Annotated in this window: 22 protein-coding genes; 14 read left to right on the top strand and 8 right to left on the bottom strand. The window is 73.1% G+C overall.

Features of this window, described 5'->3' with window-relative positions:
- Nucleotides 1–114: 114 nt before the first annotated feature.
- Nucleotides 115–339: a hypothetical protein gene (locus tag HLA93_RS20020; RefSeq protein ID WP_222196214.1), complete on the top strand. Its 225-nt coding sequence runs from the start codon at nucleotides 115–117 to the stop codon at nucleotides 337–339.
- 36 nt (nucleotides 340–375) lie between these two features.
- Here the strand turns inward: HLA93_RS20020 and HLA93_RS20025 are convergent, their stop codons facing one another.
- Nucleotides 376–1,383: a LacI family DNA-binding transcriptional regulator gene (locus tag HLA93_RS20025; RefSeq protein ID WP_222196215.1), complete on the bottom strand. Its 1,008-nt coding sequence runs from the start codon at nucleotides 1,381–1,383 to the stop codon at nucleotides 376–378.
- Between the two features lie 178 nt (nucleotides 1,384–1,561).
- On the opposite strand from HLA93_RS20025, the gene HLA93_RS20030 reads away from it, so the two are divergent.
- From HLA93_RS20030 to aroQ, 6 genes are read left to right on the top strand one after another with little or no spacing between them, the layout of a single operon-like run.
- A complete protein-coding gene (locus tag HLA93_RS20030; protein WP_222196216.1) occupies nucleotides 1,562–2,047 on the top strand; it encodes a TRAP transporter small permease in 486 nt (161 codons plus the stop codon).
- Nucleotides 2,044–3,318, top strand: coding sequence for a TRAP transporter large permease (locus HLA93_RS20035; RefSeq protein ID WP_222196217.1), 1,275 nt, complete (start codon nucleotides 2,044–2,046; stop codon nucleotides 3,316–3,318). The genes HLA93_RS20030 and HLA93_RS20035 overlap by 4 nt, the downstream gene beginning before the upstream one ends.
- Nucleotides 3,315–4,277 (top strand): shikimate dehydrogenase, encoded by a 963-nt coding sequence (locus HLA93_RS20040; protein WP_222196218.1) that lies wholly within the window; start codon nucleotides 3,315–3,317, stop codon nucleotides 4,275–4,277. Before HLA93_RS20035 ends, HLA93_RS20040 begins: the two co-directional genes overlap by 4 nt.
- A 23-nt stretch (nucleotides 4,278–4,300) precedes the next feature.
- Nucleotides 4,301–5,326, top strand: a complete 1,026-nt coding sequence (locus HLA93_RS20045; RefSeq protein ID WP_222196219.1) for a DctP family TRAP transporter solute-binding subunit — start codon at nucleotides 4,301–4,303, stop codon at nucleotides 5,324–5,326.
- Nucleotides 5,323–6,360 carry a phosphotriesterase family protein gene (locus tag HLA93_RS20050; RefSeq protein WP_222196220.1) on the top strand — a complete coding sequence of 346 codons (1,038 nt, stop codon included), beginning with the start codon at nucleotides 5,323–5,325 and terminating at the stop codon, nucleotides 6,358–6,360. The genes HLA93_RS20045 and HLA93_RS20050 overlap by 4 nt, the downstream gene beginning before the upstream one ends.
- The gene (aroQ, locus tag HLA93_RS20055) at nucleotides 6,357–6,815 is read left to right on the top strand and encodes a type II 3-dehydroquinate dehydratase (RefSeq protein WP_222196221.1); all 459 of its coding nucleotides are present in this window, start codon (nucleotides 6,357–6,359) and stop codon (nucleotides 6,813–6,815) included. The genes HLA93_RS20050 and aroQ overlap by 4 nt, the downstream gene beginning before the upstream one ends.
- Before the next feature lie 16 nt (nucleotides 6,816–6,831).
- Here the strand turns inward: aroQ and HLA93_RS20060 are convergent, their stop codons facing one another.
- Both HLA93_RS20060 and HLA93_RS20065 read right to left on the bottom strand, forming a co-directional pair.
- Nucleotides 6,832–7,626: a hypothetical protein gene (locus HLA93_RS20060; protein WP_222196222.1), complete on the bottom strand. Its 795-nt coding sequence runs from the start codon at nucleotides 7,624–7,626 to the stop codon at nucleotides 6,832–6,834.
- The gene (locus HLA93_RS20065) at nucleotides 7,623–9,548 is read right to left on the bottom strand and encodes a bifunctional sugar phosphate isomerase/epimerase/4-hydroxyphenylpyruvate dioxygenase family protein (RefSeq protein ID WP_222196223.1); all 1,926 of its coding nucleotides are present in this window, start codon (nucleotides 9,546–9,548) and stop codon (nucleotides 7,623–7,625) included. Before HLA93_RS20065 ends, HLA93_RS20060 begins: the two co-directional genes overlap by 4 nt.
- 162 nt (nucleotides 9,549–9,710) lie before the next feature.
- Here HLA93_RS20065 and HLA93_RS20070 point away from each other — a divergent pair, with 162 nt between their 5' ends.
- A complete protein-coding gene (locus HLA93_RS20070) occupies nucleotides 9,711–10,391 on the top strand; it encodes a TetR/AcrR family transcriptional regulator (RefSeq protein WP_222196224.1) in 681 nt (226 codons plus the stop codon).
- Between the two features lie 103 nt (nucleotides 10,392–10,494).
- Nucleotides 10,495–11,574 carry an SDR family oxidoreductase gene (locus HLA93_RS20075; protein ID WP_222196225.1) on the top strand — a complete coding sequence of 360 codons (1,080 nt, stop codon included), beginning with the start codon at nucleotides 10,495–10,497 and terminating at the stop codon, nucleotides 11,572–11,574.
- A gap of 133 nt (nucleotides 11,575–11,707) precedes the next feature.
- On the opposite strand, the gene HLA93_RS20080 is transcribed toward HLA93_RS20075, so the two are convergent.
- Complete coding sequence (locus HLA93_RS20080; RefSeq protein ID WP_308128263.1) at nucleotides 11,708–12,580, bottom strand: MSMEG_0565 family glycosyltransferase; 873 nt, start codon at nucleotides 12,578–12,580, stop codon at nucleotides 11,708–11,710.
- Between HLA93_RS20080 and HLA93_RS21275 the strand changes: the two genes are divergently transcribed.
- The 4 genes from HLA93_RS21275 (at nucleotide 12,573) to HLA93_RS20095 (ending at nucleotide 15,004) form a co-directional block, all read left to right on the top strand.
- Entirely contained in the window at nucleotides 12,573–12,812 is a 240-nt protein-coding gene (locus tag HLA93_RS21275) for a hypothetical protein (protein WP_246627211.1), read from the top strand. The genes HLA93_RS20080 and HLA93_RS21275 overlap by 8 nt on opposite strands.
- A gap of 224 nt (nucleotides 12,813–13,036) precedes the next feature.
- On the top strand, nucleotides 13,037–13,885 hold the full coding sequence (locus HLA93_RS20085) for an alpha/beta fold hydrolase (RefSeq protein WP_222196226.1): 849 nt from the start codon (nucleotides 13,037–13,039) through the stop codon (nucleotides 13,883–13,885).
- A gap of 222 nt (nucleotides 13,886–14,107) precedes the next feature.
- The gene (locus HLA93_RS20090) at nucleotides 14,108–14,374 is read left to right on the top strand and encodes a hypothetical protein (protein WP_222196227.1); all 267 of its coding nucleotides are present in this window, start codon (nucleotides 14,108–14,110) and stop codon (nucleotides 14,372–14,374) included.
- A gap of 48 nt (nucleotides 14,375–14,422) precedes the next feature.
- Nucleotides 14,423–15,004 carry a GyrI-like domain-containing protein gene (locus HLA93_RS20095; protein ID WP_222196228.1) on the top strand — a complete coding sequence of 194 codons (582 nt, stop codon included), beginning with the start codon at nucleotides 14,423–14,425 and terminating at the stop codon, nucleotides 15,002–15,004.
- Between the two features lie 559 nt (nucleotides 15,005–15,563).
- Here HLA93_RS20095 and HLA93_RS20100 read toward each other — a convergent pair.
- The 4 genes from HLA93_RS20100 to HLA93_RS20115 form a co-directional block, all read right to left on the bottom strand.
- Nucleotides 15,564–15,926: a hypothetical protein gene (locus HLA93_RS20100; RefSeq protein ID WP_222196229.1), complete on the bottom strand. Its 363-nt coding sequence runs from the start codon at nucleotides 15,924–15,926 to the stop codon at nucleotides 15,564–15,566.
- A complete protein-coding gene (locus HLA93_RS20105) occupies nucleotides 15,923–16,822 on the bottom strand; it encodes a helix-turn-helix transcriptional regulator (RefSeq protein ID WP_222196230.1) in 900 nt (299 codons plus the stop codon). Before HLA93_RS20105 ends, HLA93_RS20100 begins: the two co-directional genes overlap by 4 nt.
- Before the next feature lie 2 nt (nucleotides 16,823–16,824).
- Complete coding sequence (locus tag HLA93_RS20110; RefSeq protein ID WP_222196231.1) at nucleotides 16,825–17,226, bottom strand: nuclear transport factor 2 family protein; 402 nt, start codon at nucleotides 17,224–17,226, stop codon at nucleotides 16,825–16,827.
- A gap of 144 nt (nucleotides 17,227–17,370) precedes the next feature.
- On the bottom strand, nucleotides 17,371–18,756 hold the full coding sequence (locus HLA93_RS20115; protein WP_222196232.1) for an ArgE/DapE family deacylase: 1,386 nt from the start codon (nucleotides 18,754–18,756) through the stop codon (nucleotides 17,371–17,373).
- 74 nt (nucleotides 18,757–18,830) lie between these two features.
- Between HLA93_RS20115 and HLA93_RS20120 the strand changes: the two genes are divergently transcribed.
- A complete protein-coding gene (locus tag HLA93_RS20120) occupies nucleotides 18,831–19,325 on the top strand; it encodes an Lrp/AsnC family transcriptional regulator (protein ID WP_222196233.1) in 495 nt (164 codons plus the stop codon).
- Nucleotides 19,326–19,502: the final 177 nt, after the last annotated feature.

Raw genomic sequence — 19,502 nt, forward strand, 5'->3', positions numbered from 1 at the left:
GCTGGATGCTCACCGGGTCGGTGGTGTCGATCTGGACGGCGTGCAGACCGGGGTGCTCGGCGGTGATCTGCCGGTCCCTGGCTGCCGCAGGCGCGCAGCAGTGACACTGCTCGGGTGAACCGGGACGACCTCGCCGACTTCCTCGCCCGGCGCCGCAGCGGCCTCCAGCCCGCGGTCGTGGGGTTGAGCGCGGGGCCGCGCCGGCGCACCGCCGGGCTGCGGCGGGAGGAGGTCGCGCAGCTCGCCGCGATGTCCACCGACCACTACACGCGGCTGGATGAGCTCCCACTGGCCGACCGCCGACCAGCGGGCATCGTCCGTCTGGAGCGGTGGCCATGACGGTCCCCCGGCAGACGACCGGAGTCGGGTCGACCTTCAGGAGCCCGGCTGATCCGCAGGAGCACCGGGGACACCCGTCGACTTCCGCAGTCTGAGGTCCGAGGGGACGGTCAGCTCCGGAGGCTGATCCCGGGACTGCTCCATGGAGGTCAGCAGGATCTCCACCGCCGCCCGCCCGACATCGGCGTGCGCACCACCGAGCGTGGTGAGGGCTGGAGTGCACAGGTCGGCGGCGAAAATGTCGTCGAACCCGACCACGCTGACGTCCGACGGCACCTGGACACCCCGGTCAGCCAGGCGCCGCAGCACGCCGATGGCGAGCAGGTCGTTGTGCGCGATGGCCGCGGTCGCGCCGGTGGTCAGCGCCGCATCGGCGGCCGCGCCCCCGCTCGCCACGGTCGGCGCGAACGGCCCCATGCGCTGCGCGCGCAGGCCCAGCTCTGCTGCAGCTCCCCGGATGGCCGCCCAGCGGCTCGCCGCCATCCACGAGCTGCGCGGGCCGGCGAGGTAGACGACCGAGGTGTGCCCGAGCGACGCCAGGTGACCGACCATCTGCCGGCAGCCCTCGGCGTGTTCGAGGACGACGCTGGCCAGACCTGGCACCCGGCGGTTGATCACGACCACCCGATGGCCGGCCGCCAGCTGGAGCAGGTCCTCCACCGGCTGACGGCTGGCGGCCAGCAGGAAGCCGTCGACCGACCTGGTCAGCCGGTGGATCTGCTCGAGCTCGATGCGAGGTGACTCCTCGGCGTTGACCAGCACGAGGGTGTAGCCGGAGGCCTTGGCCCGCATCTCCGCACCTCGGATGAGCTCGAAGAAGTGCGGGTTCGTGATGTCGGAGACCACCATCGCCACGGTCCGGGTCCGGCGGGACACCAGGGCCCGCGCCAGTGGATTGGGCTGGTAGCCGAGCCGACGTGCGACCTCCAGGACGTGCTCACGGGTGGCGGCGCCGACCCGGTCGGGGTTGCTGAACGCCCGCGACACGGTCGACGTCGCGACACCGGCGGCCTGGGCGACGTCGTAGATCGTCGAGCTCTTCACGTGCTCATCACGGCCAGATTACGAGAGGTTGGCAACAAATGGCAACCGATTGCCGTCCGCGGACCGCCCTCCGTACGGTCCGGGCGGGTTGTGACGGGCAGCACATGGACGAGAGAGGTTGGCGATGACCGGAGCTGGCGGGGGAACCACCGCCCGACGGGGACCAGCATGGGTCTCGGTGATCACGAAGGTCGAACTCGGCCTGGCCGCGACTGCGCTCGCGGTCCTGTTCCTGCTCGTGCTCGTGCAGGCCGCCCAGCGCTACCTGCCGGTCAGCGGCTGGTCGTGGACCGGCGAGCTCGCCCGGTTCTGCCTGGTGTGGGTCACGTTCACGGTGGCCGGGGTCCTGGTCACCACGGACTCGCACATCGCGCTGCAACTGGTCGACAACGTCAAGAACCCGAAGGTCGTCCGGTTCGTGCGGGTCCTGGCCAGTGTGATCGTCGCCGTGATCGGCGCCGGCTTCGCCGCCGAGGCGTGGGAGCTGATGTCCTCGCAGGGGCAGCTCAAGTCGCCGTCCCTGCGCATGCCGCTGACCTTCCTGTACCTCTTCCCCTTCCTCGGCTTCCTCAGCACCGCCGTCCGTGGCGCCGTGGCCGCGGTGGTCTTCGCCGTCCGAGGCGTGCCGGCTGCGGTCGGGACGACGGAGGTGCGCCCGGCATGAGCCTGCTCCTGCTGACCGTCGCGATCGTCGCCCTGCTCTTCATCCGGGTTCCGGTGGCGTTCGCCTTCCTGGGCCCCTCGCTGGCCTACATGCTGCTCACCGGACAGTCCCTCGGCCTCAGCCTCCGGCTTATCGTCAACGCGACGGCGAGCTTCCCGTTGCTCGCCGTGCCGCTGTTCATCCTGCTCGGCGTCATCGCCAACCGGGGCGGCATCGCCGACCGGCTCTTCGACTTCGCCCTGGCGCTGCTGGGCCGGGTGCGCGGCGGCCTGGGGTACGTCAGCGTCGGTGTGAGCCTCGGCTTCTCCTGGATGAGCGGCTCGGCAGTGGCCGACGCCGCCGCCCTTGGCAAGATCCAGATCCCGGCCATGGTCCGCAACGGCTACCCGCTCCGGTTCGGGCTGGGCGTCACCGGCGCCGCCTCGCTGATCGCCCCGGTGATGCCGCCGAGCATCCCCGCGGTCATCTTCGCCGGGCTGGCGGCGGTCTCGACAGGTGGGCTCTTCGCCGCCTCGGTCGTGCCCGCCCTGCTGATGGCCATCGGCCTGTGCGTCGTCGTCTTCTTCCTCGTGCGGAAGCAGCCGGACATCGTCCGGACCGAGTTCTCGATGCGCCGGCTGGTCGTCACCGGACGCCGGGTGATCGGCCCGATCCTCGCCCCGGTGATCATCCTGGGCGGCATCCTGGGCGGCTTCTTCACGCCCACCGAGGCCGCCGCCGTCGGCGTCGCCTACATGCTGCTGCTCTGCCTGGCCTACCGGAGCCTGAAGGTCCGGGAACTGCCCAAGGTGCTCACCGAGACGGTGACGACGACCGGGGCGATCATGCTGATCGTCTCCTCCGCGTCGCTGCTCGGCTACATCCTGGCCCGCGAGCGGGTTCCCCAGATGCTGGCCGAGAACGTCTTCGGGTTCACCGAGAACGCCACCGTCTTCCTGCTGATGACGGCTGTCCTGATGCTCGTCCTGGGCACGGTGGTGGACCCGACCGCCGTCCTGGTGCTGGTGGTGCCGATCCTGCTGCCGATCAGCGCCAGCTTCGGCGTCGACCCGATCGTGCTCGGCGTGCTGATGATCGTCGCGCTGATGATCGGGCTGCTCACGCCGCCGGTCGGCACCGTGCTCTACGTCCTCAGCTCGGTGGCCGAGACGAAGGTCAGTGAGGTCTTCCGCGGCTGCCTGCCGTTCATCGTCCCGCTCGTCGTGATCCTCGGCCTGATCATCGCCTTCCCCGACGCGGTCCTCTGGCTGCCGGGGGTGCTGGGCCTGTGACCGGGACCCAGTCGCCCACGGGTCGACCCGCTCCGCGCCGGTCCTTCCTCGCCGGGCTCTTGGGCCAGGGCATCGGCCCGTCGCTCTCCCCCGAGCTCCACGAGCGAGAGGGAGCACGGCAGGGGCTGCGCTACACGTACAAGACGGTCGAGCTGCCGGACGCGGCCCTGCGCCCGGACCACCTGCGGGGCCTCCTGCGCGCCGCCGTCGAGCTGGGCTTCGACGGGCTCAACGTCACCCACCCGGTGAAGCAGGTGATGGCGCCGCTGGTGGACGAGCTGGCTCCGGAAGCCGCAGCGATCGGCGCGATCAACACGATCGTGATCGAGGACGGTCGCACCAGGGGACACAACACCGATGTGACCGGCTTCGCCGCGGCCCTGCGGGCCGGGCTCCCCGATGTCCCGCTGGAGCGGGTCGTGCTGGTCGGCGCCGGAGGCGCCGGTGGAGCCGTCGCGCATGCCCTCGCCAGCCAGGGCGTCGAGCAGCTGTCGGTGGTCGACCGCGACGCGACGCGCGCCGGGCAGCTGATCGGCGCGCTGACGGCGGCCGGCAGCCGGGTCTCTGCGACGGTCTTCCCGCCGGAAGAGCTGCCCAGCCTGCTCGCCGACGCATCGGGCCTGGTGAACGCAACGCCGATGGGGATGGCCGCCCACCCCGGCACCCCGGTGCCCGTCGACCTGCTGCGCGCCGACCTCTGGGTCGCCGACATCGTCTACCGCCCGCTGCTGACCCAGCTCGTGCGGGAGGCGACCGCCCGCGGGTGCCGGGTGATGACCGGTGCCGGGATGGCCGTCAACCAGGCGGCCGACTCCTTCGAGCTGTTCCTCGGCCGTGCCGCGGCCCGACCGGCCATGTTCGCCGACTTCGACCAGCTCGTCGCCGTCGAGATCGACGGCGACGCCCCGACGCCCGACCCCGCACGACCGCTCGACAAGACCCGCCCGACCGAGCACTGAGAATCCCAACGAAGGGAAAGACCATGCCCAACCGTCAACTCCCCAAGCGCCCGCTCCTCGCGGCCTCCGCCCTGCTCCCCCTCCTGCTCGCCACCGCCTGCGGCGGCGACGACGCCGGCGGTGGGGACGGCGGTGGCGGTGAGGTGGAGCTGACGCTGGCGCACAGCTACACCGAGCAGCAGCCGCAGCACCGCTGCGGTGCCCAGGTCATCGCCGACGAGGTCGAGGCCGCTGACGTCGGCGTCACCGTCGAGCTCTTCCCGAGCAGCCAGCTCGGCGGCGACGCCGACCGGATCCAGTCGGTCATCTCCGGGGACATCGACCTCGACATCCAGGGTGCCTCGGCGCTCGGGGCCGTCTACGAACCGATGAGCGTCGTCGACGCGGCCTACGCCTTCGACGACGGTGAGCACCTCGCCCGGTACTTCGGCAGCGAGGCATCCGACGAGCTGACCCAGGGGTTCGCCGACTCGACCGGCGCCAGCGTGCTCGGGGCCTGGTCCGCCGGCGCCCGGCACTTCACCGCCAACCAGCCGATCCGGGAGCCCGCCGACCTCGAGGGCCTGCGGATGCGGTTCCCCAACTCGCCGCAGTACCTGATGAACGCCCGGGCCCTGGGCGCGGACCCGACCGAGGTGGCCTACGAGGAGCTGTACCTGGCTCTGCAGCAGGGCATCGTCGACGGTCAGGAGAACCCGATCGTCAACATCGACGCACAGAACCTCGGCGAGGTGCAGGAGTTCCTCAGTCTGTCCGCTCACCAGGAGAACTCGAACCTGGTCATCGCCGGCCCGGGCGTCGAGGAGCTGTCCGACGAGCAGCGGGAGGCGCTCGACGCCGCGGTCGCGGCAGCCGTCGAGCAGGTGCCCGAGTGCGTCGCGGAGGACGAGCAGCAGGTCCTCGACGAGTGGACCTCCGGCGGTGAGTTCGAGGTCGTGGAGGACGTGGACGTCGACGCCTTCCGCACCCAGGCCGAGGAGTACCTGCGGGCCAACCTGAGCGAGGAGCAGCTCAGCGTCTACGAGGCCATCCGCGACTCGGCCGAGTGACCGACGCTCTCCGCACCCACCCCCGGGGCGACTCCGCGCAGGAGCGCCCCGGGGCGGTGGTGCAGACCTTCCGGGGCCCGGTGCACCCCGAGCAGCTCGGCTCGACCCTGGTGCACGAACACGTCTTCGTCGGCAGCCCGGAACTCGACCTGAACCACCCGCACCCGGAGTGGGAGCCGGACACCGCCGTCGACCGGGCCGTCACCGCCCTGACCCGGTTGCGCGACCTCGGCGTCCGCACGGTGGTCGACCTGACCGTCCTGGGCCTCGGCCGGGACGTCGCCCGACTGGTGCCCGTGGCCGAACGCGCCCCGGTGCACCTGATCGCCTCGACCGGCTACTACACCGCCAACGTGCTGCCGCCCTTCTTCGGCACCCACGGGCCGGGGTTGCTGGTCGACGGCCCCGACCCGCTCATCGAGTTCTTCCTGCACGACATCGAGGAGGGCATCGCCGGCACCGGTGTGCGGGCCGGGATGCTCAAGGTCGTCACCGACGAGGAGGGCATCACCGAGGACGTCGCCCGGGTGATGACCGCCGCCGCGGTGGCCGCCCAGCAGACCGGCGTCCCGATCACCACGCACAGCCGGCCGGCGCTGCGCAACGGGCTGGACCAGCAGGCGTTCCTGCAGAAGCAGGGCGTGCCGCTCGACCGCGTGGTCATCGGCCACTCCGGGGACACCGAGGACCTCACCTACCTCCGGGTGCTGATGGACGCCGGCTCGACCATCGGCATGGACCGCTTCGGCATGGAGCACGTCCTGCCCGACGAGCGCCGGGTCGCCACCGTGCTGGCGCTGCTGCGGCTCGGGTACGCCGACCGGATGGTGCTCTCGCACGACGCGGCCTGCTTCAGCCGCGTCACGCCACCGTCGTGGCGCGCCGTCCACGCACCGCACTGGCGCTTCGAGAACATCCCGACCCGGGTGGTCCCGATGCTGCTCGCCGGCGGGGCCACCGAGGACGACGTCCACCAGATGACGGTGGTCAACCCGGCCCGACTGCTCACGCCGTACCCGAGGAGGACGTCATGAGCTCGGTGCTCGTGCTGAACGGACCGAACCTGGACCTGCTCGGCACCCGCAAGCCGGAGGTGTACGGCTCGGCCACGCTGGCCGACGTCGAGCAGCTGTGCCGGGTGCGGGCGGCCGAGCTGGGGCTGGACGTGGAGTTCCGGCAGTCCGACCACGAGGGGCAGCTCATCGACTGGGTGCACGAGTGGGGCCGGCGCGTCCGGGCCGGCCAGGCCATCGGCGCCGTCTACAACCCGGGCGCCCACGCGCACACGTCCATCGCCCTGCGGGACGCGATCGAGGGGGTGGAGCTGCCGGTGGTCGAGGTGCACATCTCGAACGTGCACGCCCGCGAGCAGTTCCGGCACCACTCCCACATCTCCCCGGTGGCCCGGGGCGTCGTCGTGGGGCTCGGCGTCCTCGGTTACCCCCTGGCGCTGACCGGCCTCGCCGAGCTGGCCCGACAACCGCGCTGACCGTTGGCCCCCGGGGTCAGCCGGCGGCCAGCCGGCGGGCGCGCGCCCGGGGGTGTTCGAGCATCTCGTCGACGAGGCCGTGCAGCCGGTGCAGCCGGGTGGTGGGGTCGTCGGTGAGCACGCCGATGGAGTCGTCGCCGCCGAGCGCGACGGGGACGTGTGGCGGGAGCGTGGCGAGCAGCCCGGCCGTGGCCGCACCGGCCCCTTCGACCTGGCGGGCGCTGAGCCGGACGTAGCCGAGGGACTCACCGAGCACGTCGACGGCCGCCTCGACCTCGGCCGGGCTGCAGCTGTCCACCGGCACGTCCAGGACGACGCCGCCACCGCTGGGACGCACGACGGCCGCCGCGCCGGCGAGCAGGTCAGGGCGGTCGACCGGCAGCGGCGCGAGCAGCGGCAGCAGCCGGTACGGGCGGGCCTGCTCGACCAGCCGGCCGAAGACGTCGACCTGCTCGGCCAGACCCTGCCCCGCGGCGGCGTCCGGGCTGAACCGGGCCGTCACGTGGCGGGCCCCGAACCGGGCGCCCAGGTCCAGCACCCGCCCGTGGGTGGCGTGCACGTGGTCGTCGGGCAGGCTGCCGCCGAGCTGGACCCGGCCGACGTCGAGCACCGTCACCCGGGTCTCGAGCAGCTCGTCGACGAGCCGCTGCAGGTTGCGTTCGCCCGCCCCGCCGGACCACCAGGGCTCGACCTCGGCCACGGCGCCGACGTGCAGGCCGATCGAGTCCCAGCCGGTGCCGGCCAGCAGCTCGGTGAGCTCGACGGGACTGCGCGGGTGCACCACGGACTGGTGCACGGCCAACCGGTTCACGACACGTCCGTCCTCTCGATCCTGGCGGAGCCGACCGGCGTCTCCGCCGGCGGGCGCCGCTGCCGGCGGTGGGCGGCCATCCGGACCGGCGCATCGGCGTTCCCGTACCCGTCATAGCCGCCCAGCCGCTGCACGACCATGACGAAGAGCCGGTCGCCGAGCACCTCGGTGGCCAGGTGCAGGCAGGCGCCGTGTGCGTCCTCCTCGTACATCAGGCCGTGCTCGCGGACGGCCGCCAGCAGGTCGGCCGGGAGGTCGAACCGGGCCTCGAGGTCGTCGGCGTAGTTCTCCGGCAGCCGCAGCAACGGGGCACCCGCGGCCCGCAGCCGTTCCGCCGTCGCCCGGACGTCGTCGGTGCGGAAGGCGATGCACTGCGGCTCGGCGACCCGGGGGGCCCAGCCACCGCGGCGCAGCGACGACGCCGAGAGGGTCAGCCGCACCGCCCGCTCGGGCCCGGTGACCGCCCGGGTGCGCACCAGGCCGAAGGGGGCGGCCAGCTCGGTGACCTGCTGGGGTTCCAGGCCCAGTACCGAGCGGTAGAACAGCGCGGCCTCGTCGAAGGAGTCGAAGGGCTGGGTGAGGGCGACGTGGTCGATGCCGGTGAGCCCTGCGCCTGGCCCCGGAGGAACGCCGGTCGGGAGGAAGTCAGCCGGCCAGCCGTCGGGCCCGGTGCGGGTGAAGAACACCTCCGTGCCGTCGGGAGCGGCGACCGCGGACAGCTCGGCCTCGGTCGCCCCGCGGGTGCGCGGCAGCACCGGCGCGCTCATCGCCTCTGCGCGCACCGCCGAGCGCCCCGGGTCGCTGCTCTCCAGCCCCAGCGCGGAGACCGCGGCCTCCCCCGGTGCACCGGGCCGGACGACGGAGGCGTTGAGCAGCACCCGCGCCGCCCCCTGTTCCCACAGCTGCACCGGCTTGGACCGGTGCTGACCGGTGTGGGTGAACCCCAGGGCGGTCAGCGCCTGCCCGACCTGCGGCCCGGACACGCCGTCGACGGCCAGCTCGGTGAACGACCAGCCGGAGAGCTCCGGTGCGGCCGGTGGCGGGCGGAGGCCGGCGGCGGGGTCGACCAGCGCGAGCGCCTCCTCGAGCCACTGCAGCGAGCGCATGGCGTCCACGGCGGTCCGTGCCGGGTCGGACTGGCGGTACACGTCGTTGAACACCTCCAGCGACAGCGGCCCGCGGTACCCGGTCGCGAGCACGGCGCCGAGGAAGCCGGGCAGGTCGAAGGCGCCCTGCCCGGGGAAGAGCCGGTGGTGCCGGCTCCACTGCAGCACGTCCATGGTCAGCTGCGGGGCGTCGGCCAGCTGGAGGAAGAAGACCTTCTCCCCCGGCACCGCGGCGAAGCCGCTCGGGTCCCCGCCGCGGGAGAGCACGTGGAAGCTGTCCAGGCACAGCCCGAGCGCAGCGGCGTCGGCCCGGCGGACGGCGTCCCAGGAGGCGTCCCAGGTGGAGACGTGCCGGCCCCAGGCGAGCGCCTCGTAGGCGATCCGCAGGCCGCGCAGCTCGGCCCGGGCCGCGGCGGTCGACAGCTGCTCGGCGAGCTGGTCGACGTCGGCGACGGCGTCGGGAGCGACCGAGGAGCAGACCAGCACGGTGTCCACGCCGAGCGCGCCCATGACGTCGAACTTCCGCTCGGCACGCCGCAGGTTGGCGGCGAACCGCGCGGGGTCGGTCGAGTCCAGGTCCCGGAAGGGCTGGTACAGGTCGATCGACAGGCCGAGGTCGGCGCAGCGGGTGGCCAGTTCGGCCGGCGACCACGGGGAGGCGATCAGGTCGGGCTCGAACACCTCGATGCCGTCGAAGCCCGCGGCCGCCGCCGCGCCGAGCTTGTCCTCCAGGGTCCCGGACAGGCAGACCGTGGCGATCCCCCGGCGCGGCCACGCGGAGGGCGCGGCGCCGTCTGCGGGACGGACTGGGGGCATGGACCCTGCTCTCGTATGTACCAGACGGTGAGTTACGGACACCCGACCACATCGGACGGCGCTGCGCCAGTCCCCGCCGGCGCCGGGCATCCGGTCGCCGCAACCGCTCCGCGCGGGGTGTGCATAGGCTCCGCCGGACGCCCGCCCACGCAGGAGGAGACCGTGACCGCGCCCCGCCCGGACAGCGAGCTCGGCACCGGCACCGCCGCGGTGCGCCCGGTGGAACGAACCCGGGACGCCGACCGGACCCGGGCGGAGATCCTCGCCGTGGCCACCGCGGAGTTCGCCGACCGCGGGTACGCCGGGGCCCGGGTCAACGAGATCGCCGACAAGCTGAGCACGACGAAGCGGATGATCTACTACTACTTCGGCGGCAAGGAGCAGCTCTACGTCGCGGTGCTGGAGCAGGCCTACGGCCGGATCCGGGCACTGGAACAGCAGGTGGACGTCGAGCACCTCGAGCCGGTGGCCGCGCTCCGAGAGCTCGCCGGGCTCACCTTCGACCACCACGAGGCGCACCCGGAGTTCATCCGCCTGGTGAGCATCGAGAACATCCACCGGGCCGAGCACCTGGCCGGCTCCCCGGCGCTGGCCGGCCTCGCCGCGCCCGCCGTCGACGTGCTGAGTGCCATCCTGCAGCGCGGCCGGGCCGACGGGCTGTTCCGGGACGACGTCGACGCGCTCGACGTGCACCAGGTGATCAGTGCGTTCTGCGTCTTCCGGACTGCCAACCGGCACACGTTCCGGGCCATCTTCGACCGCGACATGCTCGACCCGGCGACCCGTGCTCACCAGCGGAGGCTCCTCGGCGACCTGGTCGTCGCCCACCTCACCACGCGGTGAGTCCCGCGAGGTGCAACGCTTCCCAGGACACGAGTGCCCGACCCGGCGACCACTCGCCGGGTCACGTGAGCGCCGTGCGCCACCGACAGGAGATCTGGACCTGATGACTGCACCAGCCGCGCCGCGACAGGCCCTCGTCGTGGGCGCCACGGGGATCGTCGGTCAGAACCTGGCCGAGCGGCTGACTGCCCAGGGCTGGGAGGTCCACGGGCTCTCCCGCAGTGGGCGGGCCCCCGGCCAGGGCGTGCACCCCGTGCAGGCGGACCTGGCCGACCCGAGGGGACTGTCCGCCGCGCTGGACGGTCTGTCCCCCGAGCTCGTCGCCATCACCGCCTGGACCCGGCAGGCCACCGAGGCCGAGAACGTCGCGGTCAACGGCGCCGCCGTCCGCAACGTGCTCCAGGCGCTCGAGCCGGCCGGATCGGTGCGGCACGCGGCGCTGATGACCGGGCTGAAGCACTACCTCGGCCCGTTCGAGGCCTATGCGCAGGGCGAGATGCCGGACACGCCGTTCCACGAGGACGAGCCCCGTCTGGACGTGCCGAACTTCTACTACGCGCAGGAGGACGAGCTCTTCGCGGCCGCCGCCCGCGCGGGCTTCACCTGGAGCGTCCACCGGTCGCACACCGTGTTCGGCTTCGCCGTGGGCAACGCGATGAACATGGTGCTGACGCTGTCGGCGTACGCCGCGATCTGCAGGCAGCTGGGGCGGCCGTTCGTCTTCCCCGGGTCGAGCACCCAGTGGAACAGCGTGACCGACGTGACCGACGCCGACCTCCTGGCCGACCAGATCATCTGGGCTGCGGCTTCCGAGGCGGGCCATGACCAGGCCTTCAACACCGCCAACGGCGACGTCTTCCGCTGGCGCTGGTTGTGGCCGCAGATCGCGGCCCACTTCGGCGTGGAGTGGGAGGGCTACGAAGGACGGGTCCGCCCGCTGACCGAGAGCATGGCCGGCACCGAGGACGTCTGGGCCGGGATCGCCGCGGAGCACGGGCTGGTCGAGTCCGACCTCGGCCGGATCGCCTCCTGGTGGCACACCGACAGCGACCTCGGCCGGGAGATCGAGGTGCTGACCGACATGAACAAGAGCCGCAAGGCCGGGTTCACCCAGAGCCGGGACAGCCGCGACAGCTTCTTCCGCTACGTGGAGCGGTACCGCGCGGCCCGCATCATCCCCTGACAGCACCACCGACCGCTGGTCGCCGGCCGGTCGCGCCGTACGGCAGGCGGCGCCCGCCCCGTACCGACGTGGCCCCTCGCCGAGCGCTCCCTGGTCCGACCGGCAGGCGATCACCCCGGCACGTCCGTCCGGGTCAGCACAGCGATCGGTACAGCTGCCGGTGCTCCGTGGCGGCTGCGTCCCAGGTGTGGCGGTCCGCCAGCTGCCATCCGGCGGACCGGCGGGCGGGGTCCGCCCGGAGCGCGGCGGTCAGCAGCCCATCGGCCAGTGCGCCGGCGTCGCCGACGAAGGTGGCGGCACCACCGAAGACCGCACGCGGCACCGGCAGGTCGCGGGTGACCACCGGGACGCCGGCGGCGAGGGCCTCCGTCGCGGCGAGGCCGAAGCCCTCCTTGGTGAGGGGGAAGGCGAACACGTCGGCTGCGGCCACGAGGGTCGGCAACGCCTCGTCGGGGACCGGGCCGAGCACCACCGGCTGGACGCCGAGTTCCGCGGCGCGGGCCTCGACGGCGGCCCGGTGGCCGCGGTAGTCGCACAGCGTCTCCCCGCCCGCGACCACGAACGACAGGTCCGGTCGCCGGGCCTGGACGGCGGCCATGGCCTCGACCAGGTCCAGGGTGCCCTTGCGGGGCTCGATCCCGCCTTCGGCCAGCACACAGCGGCCGAGCCGGTCGCGCCATGCCCGCCGGCCGGAATCACCCGCCGGGCCGGCGGCCGCGGCGAACCGGGCGGCGTCCACGCCGTTGGGGACGACGGTGGCGATCCGTCCCCAGCCGGTGGCGACCTCGGCGGCCACGGCGGCGGAGACGCAGACCAGCGCCCGCGGACCCACGATCGCGCGCTCGTGGCAGGCAGCCAGCGCCGGAGTGCTGAAGGTGTCCAGGTGGTGCACGGTGCGAACGCAGCCGGGGACGGCGTCGGCGCTGATGCAGTCCTGGGCGTGCACCACGTCGTAGGACCCGACCAGGAACGCCTCGGACGACGTCCGCCAGGGCGCGATGGTCACCGGGGACGTCGGCGAGGAGGGCGTCGCGCAGCAGGTCGGCCCGCTCTCGCAGGGCCAGACCGTCGAGCGCGCCGGCGACGTGCGGGAGCACGCGCAGCGATCCACCGGGGACCACGGCCTGGATGGAGTGGAAGAGCGTGGTCGCGACCTGAGGTCCGATGAGCTCCTCGGCGAAGGGCACGAGCCCGAGATCGACGCCCTCGACGGGTGCTGGCGGGGCGGGCTCCCCTAGGAGCGCTGCACCCTGGGCCGGACGAGCGCCGGCGCGCACAGTCGGCCGTGCCATCCGGCACACCGAGCCTGCTGATCCGCTCCGGAGCGGCGGGCCATGACGAGGAGACCGACATGTCGGGAACCGAGCAGGACACCACCGTCGACGGACGGACCACTTCCTCCCCCACCCGCGACGCGGCCGTGCACCCGCGGCGACATCGTCGTCCCGAAAGCCGCCTGGCCGTGGGAGACCTCCTGCACACCGCCACTCGTGGCCGTCGTCGTGGGCTCACCGCGGTGGTGGCGGGGGTCATCACCTCACTCCTGGCGATCATCGGGCTCGCCGGCCCCGCCAGCGCCGGGGGCGGCCACGACGAGCCGACGGTCGTCATCGTCCACGGCGCCTGGACGGACGCGGGGTCCTTCAGCGACGTCCAGCAGCGGCTGCAGAAGCGCGGCTACACGGTCCTCGACTTCGCCAACCCGCTGCGCTCGCTCAGCGGCGACAGCGCAGCGTTGGCCTCGTTCCTGCAGCACCGGACGAGCGGCCCGGTGGTCCTCGTCGGCCACTCCTACGGCGGCGCAGTGATCACCGAGGCCGCGACCAGCGACCCTGACGTGCGCGCCCTCGTCTACGTCGACGCCTTCGTACCGGAGAAGGGCGAGAGCCTGCTGGCCCTGCTCTCCAGTGCGGGCCCCGTCGACCCTTCGGCCCTGTTCGACATGGTGCCGTACCCCGGCGCCCCGGAGGGTGACGTGGACCTGTACCTGCAGGAGGCCGCCTTCCACGCAACGTTCGCCAACGGCCTCCCGCGCAAGGAGCGGGACGACCTCTACGCCCGGCAGCGCCCGATCACGTTCAGTGCGGTGAACGAAGCGGCGGCGAACGAGCCCGCGTGGAAGTCGCTGCCCTCGTGGTACGTCGCGGGGACCGAGGACGGCAGCATCCCGCTGGAGCTGCAGCGGCGCATGGCGTCCCGTGCCGGCGCGGAGCTCACCACGGTGAAGGCCGGACACCTCGCGATGACCCGCCAGCCCACCGCGGTCGCGAAGGTGATCGAGGAGGCCGCCGCCGCGACGGACCACTCCTGAGTCGATGTCGCCGCAGGGCGGGCAGCCGGTGGTCCATCGGCCGCCCGCCCTGCGGCGGCGACTCCGTGGCCTCGCGGCTGCGCCGCGTGCCGAGCTCGGCACCGACGTCGAGCAGACCCACAGCGGCACCGTGTCGAGGCTCCGGACCGGGCTGTCCGCAGCGACCGGTGGACCCCCCCCCCCCCCCCCCCCGACCGACCCATCGAACGAGGGCCATCGACCATGACCTCTGACCAGCTGGACACCACGTCGACCCAACGCCCCATCCGTGCTGGGACGGTGCAGCCCGGCCGTCACGCCGGCAAGACCGCCCTGGTGACCGGAGGTGCGCGGGGCCTCGCGCGCGAACTCGGCCCCCAGGGGATCACGGTCAACGTGCAGCCCGGCACCGTCGCCGAAGTCGCCTCCTTCGTGGCGTACGTCGCCAGCGACGAGGCTGCCTGTCTCAACGGCGCTTCCCTGGACGTCGACGGCGGCTACAGCGCTTGAGTGCCCTCACCCATCTCCACCCGACACACGAGGAACGAGGAACACGCCATGTCGGACAACCGCCTCACTCCCCACCTCCACGCCGCCGACGAGCCCGAGGTCGTGCGCACCCCGGCCGTCCACTACGTCTCCATCAGCGGCTCCGGCGCCCCGGGGACCGACGAGTTCTACCGCAAGAAGGCCTCCGTCGCCGAGATCGCCCGGATCCTGGACGAGGGCGGCTCAGAGCCGGTGGTGGAGATCCAGTACTGGTACCCGGCGGGCTCGACGCCCGTGGAGATCGCCGACTTCTACAGCGTCAACCCGATCCCCTCGCTGCAGTACCGGGTGCTGGCGCTCGTCCCTGCCACCACGACGGCGGACGACCTCGCCGCCGCACGTGCCCGCGCGGCGAGCCCTTCCGAGACGGACGAGGTGGAGCTGTTCGCGCTGCCCGAGCAGGACGTCGTGCAGGTGATGCACCACGGGCCCTTCGCCGACGAGTTCGGGACGCTCGCCCGACTCGGCGAGTTCGCCCAGGGGCTCGGGCTGCACCGCAACGGGCCTCACCACGAACTCCACCTGGACGGCTTCACCCGGGAGACCCCCCAGCGCACCCTCCGCACGATCCTCCGCGACCCCGTGGCATAGCTGCACGGCGGGCGGGCGCCGGGGCGACCGTCCCAGCGCCCGCCCCGCCCGCGCGATTCACCGGACGTACGGATCCCCGCCCGCGGCCCCGGCCCCCGGGCACCACCCGCCACGTGGCCCTGGTCCCGAGCAGATGCCCGCGAGTGGGCATGCCCGCCGGGCACCAGGTCAGCCGCCGTGGCTCTCCACGCACCGACCGATCGGCTCGGATGCGCGAGACCGACGGGGCGGGGTCGTCATGGACGCCACCGCCTCATCGAGCAGCGGGACACCGCGACCTCGCTCGACGGGATCGTGGACCCTGCCGGGATCGGCCACGGCGACGGGCGACGGGCCCCGTTCCCGTGGCACTCACCGGGCGGCTCCGGTGTGGATCGACCAGGCGTTCGCCCAGGACGGACTGCAGGCTGCTGCACCGGCTCCGCGGACGCGGACACGGTGGGGCGCTGAGTCACCGGGGTCGCGGTGACTCACCCGAGCGCAGCTCATCCGGGACCAGAGGCCGACGACGTCCTCGGCGATCCGCGCCCGCCTGCTTCCCTCTGGGCGCGGCGGCAGATCATGACTGCGTCGTGTGTCCGCCGGCCGAGGGGGCCAGGCCGCGCTCGATGGTGTCCATGGTGTCCGTGAAGGCAGTGGAGATGTCGATGCCGAGGCGCTCGGCGATGACGATCACCCACCACAGCGACTCGGACAGCTTGTGTGCCAGCTGCGCGTCGACGTCGCCGGCGATCTCCCAGGTCCCGTCGTGGGCCAGCACCAGTCGACCGACGGTGCCGACGTCGTTGCTGAAGCCCAGCATGAGCTCCTGGAGCGTCCACACCTTGCCGTTCAGCCGACGTTCGATGGCCTCGTAGAGGGCTCGCACCTCCATCGCCCGCCGGCGTGCTGACTCCAGGTCGACCTGTTCTGGGTGGTTCACGGTGACTCCTGTGCCTGTGGGGTTCGGGGAGGACCCGGCTGTAGGTGACCTGGTGCGCCCTCGCGCTGAGTCGCCTCGATCGTGCCGAGAAGGGCCAGAGCGTCCTCGCTGGGACTGCCTGGCGCAGCGCTGGCCACCGTCAGCTGCAGTCCCGGGGACTCCCGTACGTCGAACGTCTGGTAGGCCAGCTCGAGCTCGCCGACGGCGGGATGACGGATGTGCATGTGCACGGTGGTGAGTCCGGCGACCTCGTGGTCGTCCCACATGGCGGCGAACGCCGGGCTGCGGACGTAGAGGCGGCGCACGAGGGCGGCGACCTCGGGGTGGGGCGGCGAGAAGCCCGCGGCGAGGCGGATGCCGCTGACCGCGGCGTGTGCGGCGTCGTCCCAGTGCACGAAGTACGTCGGCGCGGTCGGGTCGAGGAACATGTACTGCAGGACGTGGCCGTCGTGGTTGGCGGGAGCGATCAGCCCGGTCGCGATGTCGTTGGCCGCGATCACCCGGAACGCGGGGTTCACCACGTAGGCCGCGGCCTTGGGGAACGAGTCCATCAGCTGCCGCAGGTGCGGGCTCGCCTGCTCGTCGGTGACCCGGGTCGTCGGGGCGAGCCGCGCCAGGCGGAAGGCGTGGTCCCGGGCGTCCGCGCCGAGTTTCAGCGCGCGGGCGACCGCCTCCATGAGCTGCGGGGAGGGGGTGCGCTCGCGACCTTGCTCGAGGCGGGCGTAGTAGTCGGAGCTCACGCCGGCCAGCACGGCGACCTCCTCACGTCGCAGGCCGATCACGCGGCGGCTGCCGATGCTGCGCAACCCCACTGCCTCGGGGGTGAGCCGGGCTCGTTGGGCGCGGAGGAAGTCCCCGAGCTCGTTGCCTCCGCCGCAGGGGTGCCTTCCGGGCATGGTCAGCTCCGTTCGGTGTTCACCATCACGAACCGGCTGCAGCGCCCGGACTCGTCGAAGGTCACGGTCCACAGGTTGTCGAAGTCGCCGAGCTTCGCGTAGCGCCCGATCCCGGTGATGACGACGTCCCACCCGTCGATCGCGGTGATGGACCACTCGAACTCCCATCCGCCACTCTGCCACTCCCACCGGCTGCGCCAGCCCTCGACGATCGCGTCCCGACCGATCCACTGGGTGTCGAAGGGCGATTCGTGGTACTCGGCGTCGTCGGTGAAGAGGGCCTCGATGTCGGCGCGGGCGTTGCTCTTCCAGGCCGTCACGTAGTCCTCGACCCACCGGGTGATCGAGGCGGTCGTCGGGCCCGGGGCGTCCGGGAGGCCCACATCTGCGGGGGCTGGCGTCATGGGTCCGATGCTGCCCGCAGGTACAGACGCCAGACAGGGTGCACTGCTCCCAGGGAGTCGAGGCTGATGACGGCGGCGCCCACTAGCTGCGGGACGTCTCCGGGTCACCGGTCAGGCGGCCCGGGGCCGGGAAGCGCGACGCGCTCACGCCACGCCGCAGGTGCGGACGGCGAGCAGCGCCAGGCTGCGGGCCGACAGCAGCAGGTCCTCGATCGGCACCTGCTCGCCGACACCGTGCGCCAACCGCAGGTCACCCGGGCCGTGGTGCAGCGCCGGGATGCCCGCGTCCGTGTAGAACCGCAGGTCGGTACCGGCGGTGAGCGCGCGCTCGGGTGGCCGAGCGCCGCCGGCGTCGGTGACCGCCTGCTGGACGGCCGGGAGCAGCGACGAGCCGGCCGGCAGTCGGCTGCTGGCGTAGGTGCCGCCGACCCACTCGACCTGCGCTGGGTGGTCGGCCAGCCAGGGACGGGCCGCGCACGCTGCGGCCACGCAGCCCTCGAACGCCGCCCGGGCCGCCTCCACCGACTCGCCAAGCCGCACGCCGAACCGCCCCTCCGCGACCAGCCGGTCGGGCACGGTGCTCGCCCAGTCGCCGGCCCGCAGCCGGCCGATCGAGAGGCCGTAGGGGAACGGGTGGTCACCGAACCCGGACCGGTCGGCGGGCTGGCGGCCGGACTCCAGCACCCGGAGCGCTGCGTGCACGTGCTCGAACAGCTCGATGGTGCTGACCCCGAGGTGCCGGTTGGCGGCGTGCGCGGCCAGCCCGGTGAGGGTCAGCCGGAAGGTCAGGGCGCCGGCGTGCGCGGTCATCACCGTGCCCGCGGTCGGCTCGGGGATGACGCAGGCGTCGCCGCGGTGCCCCCGCCCCAGAGTGGCCCACGCGCCGAGCCCGCCGTCCTCCTCGCCCATGACGCTGTGCACCGCCAGCGGCCGGGCCAGCCGCACGCCGGCCGTCCGCAGAGCATGCACGGCGGCCAGCGCGGCGACGAGGCCGCCCTTCATGTCGCACGTGCCTCGGCCGTGCACGGCGCCGTCGACGACCCGGGGGGTGAACGGGTCCCCGGGCCACAGCGCCGGGTCACCTGCCGGGACGACGTCGGTGTGCCCGCAGAGCACCAACGCCGGCTGTCCGCCGTCCCGGCCGGGCAGCGTGCCCACGACGCCCCACGCCTCGCTGCGGTCGACCTCCTGGCCGGGCGCGTCCGGGGCGGCCGCGGCCTCGGTGAGGTCGATGGCCCAGCGGTCGACGTCGGTGCCGAGCTCGTCCAGCCAGCCGGCCACCAGGTGCTGCGCCTCGGACTCGGCGGCCGTACCGCCGAGTGAGGGGACCGCCACCAGCGCGACCAACCGGTCGACGGCCCACTGCGCGTCGACGGCGTCGAGCACCGCGGCCTCGCGGGTGGAGAGCTCGGTGCTCCGGCGGTCTACAGCCGCGGACCTCGAGGCCGTACCGGTGCAGCCGCCGGCGTCGGGACCCGTCTCCGGATCGGACACGGCCGGCGGGGGTGCGCAGTCACGAGAGGAGGACATGACGGCACGGTGCGGCGAGGTCGTGCGATTGCGCAAGCGCGTGGACCAACATGGCCACACGGCACAATGGCGTTGTGCCAAACAACGCTCTGGATGCTCTGGATTGCGCGATCGTCGATCTGCTGCAGCAGCGGGGGGACATCGCGAACGTCGAGCTGGCCCGCACGGTGGGGCTGTCGCCGGCGGCGACGTTGCGGCGGGTGGCGCGCCTGCGCGCCGACGGGGTGATCAGCGGGGTGCACGCCCGGGTCGACCCCGAGCGGGTGGGAGCCGGTCTGCAGGCGTTCGTGCTGGTGGTCCTCGACGAGCACGACGAGGACAGCGCGAAGCGCTTCGCTCAGGCCGTGGCGCAGATGCCGCAGGTGCTGCGCGCTGACGCGGTCAGCGGTGCCGACGACGTGCTCCTGCACGTGGCCGCAGCCGGGACCGCTGAACTGCAGGAGGTCCTCCGGGCTCTCCCACGCATCGGCGCCCGCCGGGCCACGACCATGCTGCGGTTGGGGCCGGTGAAGGAGCAGAGCCCTACCCCGCTCAGTCCCACTCCCCCATCCGGCGCAGCGCGACGATGACCCTCGCTCGTCGCGAGCCGTGCGGACTGTGCAGATCACCCGCTCCGGCGGTCCCGGGGTCCTCGACGTCGTCGACCATCACGGCGTCGCGTCGACTCCCCTGAGACGTCAGTGGCCGTGCGGGTCGAGGTGGTTGAGGGTCGCGACGACGTGGTCGTAGTCGCCGCGCGCTTCGCC

Origin of the sequence: Modestobacter italicus, from assembly GCF_019799965.1 — a bacterium.
GTDB classification, from domain to species: Bacteria; Actinomycetota; Actinomycetes; order Mycobacteriales; family Geodermatophilaceae; genus Modestobacter; species Modestobacter italicus_A.

Coding starts and splice junctions, on each gene's coding strand:
- HLA93_RS20035 (WP_222196217.1), top strand. CDS start 2,044: ATGAGCCTGCTCCTGCTGACCGTCGCGATCGTCGCCCTGCTCTTCATC.
- HLA93_RS20045 (WP_222196219.1), top strand. CDS start 4,301: ATGCCCAACCGTCAACTCCCCAAGCGCCCGCTCCTCGCGGCCTCCGCC.
- aroQ (WP_222196221.1), top strand. CDS start 6,357: ATGAGCTCGGTGCTCGTGCTGAACGGACCGAACCTGGACCTGCTCGGC.
- HLA93_RS20065 (WP_222196223.1), bottom strand. CDS start 9,548: ATGCCCCCAGTCCGTCCCGCAGACGGCGCCGCGCCCTCCGCGTGGCCG.
- HLA93_RS20075 (WP_222196225.1), top strand. CDS start 10,495: ATGACTGCACCAGCCGCGCCGCGACAGGCCCTCGTCGTGGGCGCCACG.
- HLA93_RS21275 (WP_246627211.1), top strand. CDS start 12,573: ATGGTCACCGGGGACGTCGGCGAGGAGGGCGTCGCGCAGCAGGTCGGC.
- HLA93_RS20090 (WP_222196227.1), top strand. CDS start 14,108: ATGACCTCTGACCAGCTGGACACCACGTCGACCCAACGCCCCATCCGT.
- HLA93_RS20095 (WP_222196228.1), top strand. CDS start 14,423: ATGTCGGACAACCGCCTCACTCCCCACCTCCACGCCGCCGACGAGCCC.
- HLA93_RS20105 (WP_222196230.1), bottom strand. CDS start 16,822: ATGCCCGGAAGGCACCCCTGCGGCGGAGGCAACGAGCTCGGGGACTTC.
- HLA93_RS20110 (WP_222196231.1), bottom strand. CDS start 17,226: ATGACGCCAGCCCCCGCAGATGTGGGCCTCCCGGACGCCCCGGGCCCG.
- HLA93_RS20115 (WP_222196232.1), bottom strand. CDS start 18,756: ATGTCCTCCTCTCGTGACTGCGCACCCCCGCCGGCCGTGTCCGATCCG.